This is a genomic window from Zooshikella ganghwensis DSM 15267, assembly GCF_000428585.1.
GTDB classification, from domain to species: domain Bacteria; phylum Pseudomonadota; class Gammaproteobacteria; order Pseudomonadales; family Zooshikellaceae; genus Zooshikella; species Zooshikella ganghwensis.
In genome coordinates this window covers 1-4719 of the sequence record NZ_AUAF01000236.1, presented here as the reverse complement: position 1 = coordinate 4719, position 4719 = coordinate 1, and the positions used below count along the sequence as shown (strand labels likewise).

Here is a 4719-nt window from a genome sequence, read left to right as displayed (position 1 = left end):
AGCGGTTATTCAGGTAATCCAGTCGTTGAATGGGTAAAAGAGTCCCATGAAATCACTCGTAGCATAATACTTGAGGTCGTTGAAAAAGCGGGTAAAGGGTTTAATGTTGTAAAAAAACGCTGGGTTGTTGAGCGTACTTTTTCATGGTTAATCAACTATAGGCGTCATTCTAAAGATTATGAAGTTTTAACGAGAAATAGTGAGGCAATGATTCACATTGCTATGCTGCATATTTTAGTCAAAAGAGTTGCTTAAATTTTGATTTTTAAGACACCTTCTAAGGGGTGCTCTCCCACAGGTAGCTCTTTCTCATGGGTGGCACCTGCTACTGGTCTATTTATGTTAGCGAATGCTCCGCCATTTTCTTTATTCCACTGCCAAACTTTTGGGGGTATATAAGACTCAGCCATTATTAAAGCCCTGATTGATGATCATCTATAGAGTAATAGCCTAATAGATTCTCGCCCCACTCGTCTATTTCTGGTAAGTCTAATAAACATCTTTTTACTTTTATCTATTTTTTTCGTTCAAAAATAAACCAGATCAATTATTAGCTAGCTCGCCACCACAATGCACTATTTGTTAAGCATATACTTTTATCGATAAATTTTATTTTTATAAAAGAAAGATGGCTATTTAACGGAATAATAAACAGAATGGAAACGATTAATTAGCCAAAAAACAGCTTTCTGAAACTGCTATGATTATCACTCACAAAATTTTAATTGTTTAATTCATATAATTGACTAGCGTCATATTAAACCATGCATTATTTGTTGTATAAATTTGCACGCAAAACTATAGTACACGGAAAGGGAACTTAAAATACACATCCTTAACTATGTGTATAATTTTCCACCAAATAAGCGTACATGACCAAATGTTGACTTTTAAGCATTACTTAAAATAAGCCTGGCAATTTCGCTTTATTAGGTGGCATTCTAAAAACATAAAAACGCAAGGAAATGACAATGAATACTTTATTAAAAAGTGCCTGCATCGCAACAATGATAGCGCTTCTCTCTCCCATCCAGGCAATGGCAGATTCAGATAAAGCTGCAGTCAAACGCCCTAGCGGTATATGCACAATGGACATAAACCCCTGTGGAAACTCCAGTATTTGTACATGTGATGAAGGTTATCGCTATGATGCCAAGGTGGGTTACTGTATTATCGATAATCTCTCTGAAGCGACACATAAAGGATTTGATAAACGCTCAATAAAAAGCTCTTGCTCTATCCAAGTTCCACCCAATCGGGCCTGCACCCGAGATCTCAACCCTGTTGGCTACCCCAGTTACTGTGACTGTAGTGGCATAGGAGAGTACGACCAACGTCTTGGTCAGTGTGTTCTTGCTTTATTCTAATCACTATAATACTAAGCTAGAAAGCTGATAGAGAGAGGTCTCGACCTCTCTCTGTCTTGGTAGTACTTAATCTACTTAAGCATTACCATTGGTAACGCATTACAAATCCTTATATTTTTATATAATTCCTCTATACTCATACCTAATACGAATGGTTTTTAGGTGCGGCCATCGAGTGAAGAAGCCCCATGAGTCTATATTAATAGGTGATTGTGGTGAAGAGTGAAGATAACAAAACCTAGAAATCATTTGTGAAGGGTATATATCAGTTACAAGACCTCTTATATGAACGGTTAAAGCCTCTATTCTTAAAAGCTGTCTTTTAAAATAGTTAAGCATGGTAGATCAATAATCGTATAATTTTTATAACTAACAAAAAAGAATCAAATAAAGTGAATTAATAAAGTGCATAAAATTAATACAATATATTGTTGGTTATTCACTCTATTACTGTTAAGCTCAAAGTTGTTTGGAGCACCTCAAACCCTTCGCTTTTTCACATCATTTGAAACCCCTGACATAAAACTTGCTCAAGCAATTCTTGAAGAAGCATTTAAGCAAAATCACTACCATACCATTTTTATTCTGGAAGCATACAGACGAAGTATATCCCGAGCCAACTCTGAAGGCGATGGTGAGGTGTTAAGGGTCGCGAACCTTAAACAAATCGATCCTGAAATTACCGGTAACCTTGTGCCAATACCGGAGCCAATACTAGAGGTTCCTGTTTTTATAGTAAATCACAACCCTATATCAAACTTTACTCATTACAACGACTTGAAGCCATATAGGAATGGTGTATTAAAAGGTATTCGAGTGCTTGAAAAAAATGTACCTAATATTCATACCATATCAACTTACCCTTCCCTTTTTAAACTCTTAAATAAAAAACGAATCGATAACCTGATCACTTCTGACTACTTTATTGAAGAAATAACCTACAATCCAGACTTTCAAACTGAATTTTATATTCATACTTTGTTAAAAATCGATGTATTTACCTACTTGAACATGAAACATGTTAAACTCGTAGCTCCAATAGCCGCCACATTAAAAACAATGAAGAAGGATGGAACGTATAAACGCGTAGAGTCCATAATTCGTAGTCAGTACTACTCAATTCAATAATAAACTCTTTATTATTCCAAGGTAAGTTCAAATAATAATAGTTTGCGATGAATATAGATTACGCTGACAATGTAATGCATAAATTAATGTGTTCAACAGGCATTATACTATCTTTGGACAAATTCGCTTAAAAAAAACGTTTAAGGGAAAACTTATAAATAATTTTTCAGCCCCTCATTATCCATTAACAATTCATTTAAACTCTTATCAAAATATAATAATTAATTATTAATATTCACTATAGGGTACCTCTAAAAATAGTGATTTTTTTCCAAGAGCAAGGAAGCACTGCACGGAGAACCGCAGTGTATAAGGAATACATGAGGATTCGAGTACAGCGCTGACACAGCTATTAAGAAAAAAGTGCATTTTTAGAGGCGCCCTATAGATTAAGGTCAGATCAAATGTTAGTATAAATTATTTACAATAAAAGAGTTAGCTAATGAATATACGATTATTGTTTTTATTTTTTTCTCCAATGCTCTTTTTTATGCAAACCAGTCATGCAGATAGCTTACGTTGCGGTCAATATTTAATCAAAGGTGGTGAAAGTACAATTGAAGTACTTAATATATGTGGAGAACCAATTCTAAAGGAAAACCTTGGCACAGTAGCGGAAGAACACGACTTAAATAATACAGGCACTAGAGTACGTATTAGTGAAGAAGTTGTAAACCGATGGACTTATGGCAAAAAAGGTGATTTATACAAGTATGTCATTTTCCATAATGGTCAAGTTCGCAGTGTTCAAACCGGGGGCCGCTGGAAAATTAACTAGATGAGCCCTAGAGTAAAAACCCTTTAATAATTAATTAACAGTATATTGACCAATTATTAACAGACTTTAAACATATTATTAAATAGAAAAAAGTAAGATCATTGATTTTAAATATACGTAAAGATTAAAACTATGATTCATACTAAACATCTTAATAGCAAAATAATATTACAACTTACTTTTTTGCTAATTTTGACGAATACAGCCTTTTCCGCCGAATACATTTGGAAAAGCCAAAATCAATCGAAAATGCCTGACGCCGTTATCTTAGATAATGGCCAGCTTTGGCTTAACTCAAATACAAGTTCAATACCAAATGCCATTATTGTAGATAATGAAACAAAAAAACTTAAGAATCATTACTCAATGGGTTATGACATCATTATAAAAAAGGATGGCAAACTCTGGATAAATAAAGGTATTAATCAAAAGCCAGATGCAACTATCAATGCTGCAGGTGAAGTATGGCTTCAAAACAATCAGTCTAATATTCCCAATGCTAAAATCAATAGAAATGGCTGGATTTGGTTATCAGGGAATCAACAGAATAAACCCGATGCTATTGTAAAAGGCATTAGCCCCCTATCATCTGCATTCATTGCTACCGTTTATATGTTACTGCCTTACTGAAAGGTATATACCTTTCGCTGTGGTATACAACAAGAGCATTTAAAATGAATAAATACTCATTAAGTTTAGTTTTTTTACTATTAACTCAGTCTTATAACGCATACAGCGCTTCAACGATGATGCGCTGTGGCAGCAACTTGGTAAAAGTTCAAGATGATAAGAGTACTATAATACAAAAATGCGGTGCACCCATTACAAAAGAGTTTATAGAACGTGAATGGCATTACAAAGGCGACCCTGAAAAGCTTTCAAAACCACTTCAATACCGGCTCAAAAAAGGTCTAAAGCTTTATTACACTGTTGAACAATGGACCTATGGTAAACCTGGCTCTTTTTACAAACACCTTATTTTTAATGACAATGGTATATTACAAGAGATAAATACTGGAAAACGTTATTAAACTATTAATTATATCCGTACACATCACCAATAATATATTTAAAATAGGTGCCTTCAGCGCCTACTTTACAAGCAAATTCAATTACAGCCTCCCCTCTTAAAAAGAAGAAGCTGTCAGCCATTACCCTGTTACAAACCCTCTTCTAGGGCCTGTTACTACCTAGTCACTAGCAAAGGATACCGTTGTTTCTCTAAAAAATGATTTTATTAATGCTTTATTTTGTGCAATCAATTCTAAATCGATAAATGTTCTTTCTAGCAGTGATTCCCCCTTTTTAAGTGGCATCCGAGCAGTGCCTGTCTGTCGAATGTAATTCCATACCAGTTCATCAGGATTAAGATCAGGGGCATAGGGTGGCAAGAGAAAAATGCTTATTTTTCCTTGCTGTCTTGCTACAAATTGGCGTACTTTTTTG

General features: G+C 34.6%; 6 protein-coding genes and 2 pseudogenes. 6 read left to right on the top strand and 2 right to left on the bottom strand.

What is annotated here, in order from left to right; translation table 11 throughout:
- The coding region (locus F607_RS0124865) for a transposase (RefSeq protein WP_027709754.1) at positions 1–255 on the top strand (255 nt) is incomplete at its 5' end.
- Positions 256–275: 20 nt separating this feature from the next.
- Here F607_RS0124865 and F607_RS34395 read toward each other — a convergent pair.
- Positions 276–410 (bottom strand): annotated as a pseudogene (locus F607_RS34395) (glutathione-dependent disulfide-bond oxidoreductase); the annotation flags it as partial.
- 561 nt (positions 411–971) lie between these two features.
- Between F607_RS34395 and F607_RS0124855 the strand changes: the two are divergent.
- The 5 genes from F607_RS0124855 to F607_RS0124835 all read left to right on the top strand — a co-directional run bounded on the left by F607_RS0124855 (position 972) and on the right by F607_RS0124835 (position 4304).
- Positions 972–1367, top strand: coding sequence for a hypothetical protein (locus F607_RS0124855; RefSeq protein WP_027710195.1), 396 nt, complete (start codon positions 972–974; stop codon positions 1365–1367).
- A gap of 405 nt (positions 1368–1772) precedes the next feature.
- Positions 1773–2495 carry a type 2 periplasmic-binding domain-containing protein gene (locus F607_RS0124850; protein WP_027710194.1) on the top strand — a complete coding sequence of 241 codons (723 nt, stop codon included), beginning with the start codon at positions 1773–1775 and terminating at the stop codon, positions 2493–2495.
- 442 nt (positions 2496–2937) lie between these two features.
- Positions 2938–3273 (top strand): DUF2845 domain-containing protein, encoded by a 336-nt coding sequence (locus F607_RS0124845; RefSeq protein WP_027710193.1) that lies wholly within the window; start codon positions 2938–2940, stop codon positions 3271–3273.
- A gap of 132 nt (positions 3274–3405) precedes the next feature.
- Positions 3406–3903, top strand: a complete 498-nt coding sequence (locus F607_RS0124840; protein ID WP_027710192.1) for a hypothetical protein — start codon at positions 3406–3408, stop codon at positions 3901–3903.
- 44 nt (positions 3904–3947) lie between these two features.
- Positions 3948–4304: a DUF2845 domain-containing protein gene (locus F607_RS0124835; RefSeq protein ID WP_027710191.1), complete on the top strand. Its 357-nt coding sequence runs from the start codon at positions 3948–3950 to the stop codon at positions 4302–4304.
- Between the two features lie 303 nt (positions 4305–4607).
- Here the strand turns inward: F607_RS0124835 and F607_RS35715 are convergent.
- Positions 4608–4719: pseudogene (locus tag F607_RS35715) on the bottom strand (transposase); the annotation flags it as partial.

Bases quoted from the DNA above. Each gene is read 5' to 3' on its own strand.
- F607_RS0124840 (WP_027710192.1), top strand. From the start codon at position 3,406: ATGATTCATACTAAACATCTTAATAGCAAAATAATATTACAACTTACT.
- F607_RS0124835 (WP_027710191.1), top strand. From the start codon at position 3,948: ATGAATAAATACTCATTAAGTTTAGTTTTTTTACTATTAACTCAGTCT.
- F607_RS0124855 (WP_027710195.1), top strand. From the start codon at position 972: ATGAATACTTTATTAAAAAGTGCCTGCATCGCAACAATGATAGCGCTT.
- F607_RS0124845 (WP_027710193.1), top strand. From the start codon at position 2,938: ATGAATATACGATTATTGTTTTTATTTTTTTCTCCAATGCTCTTTTTT.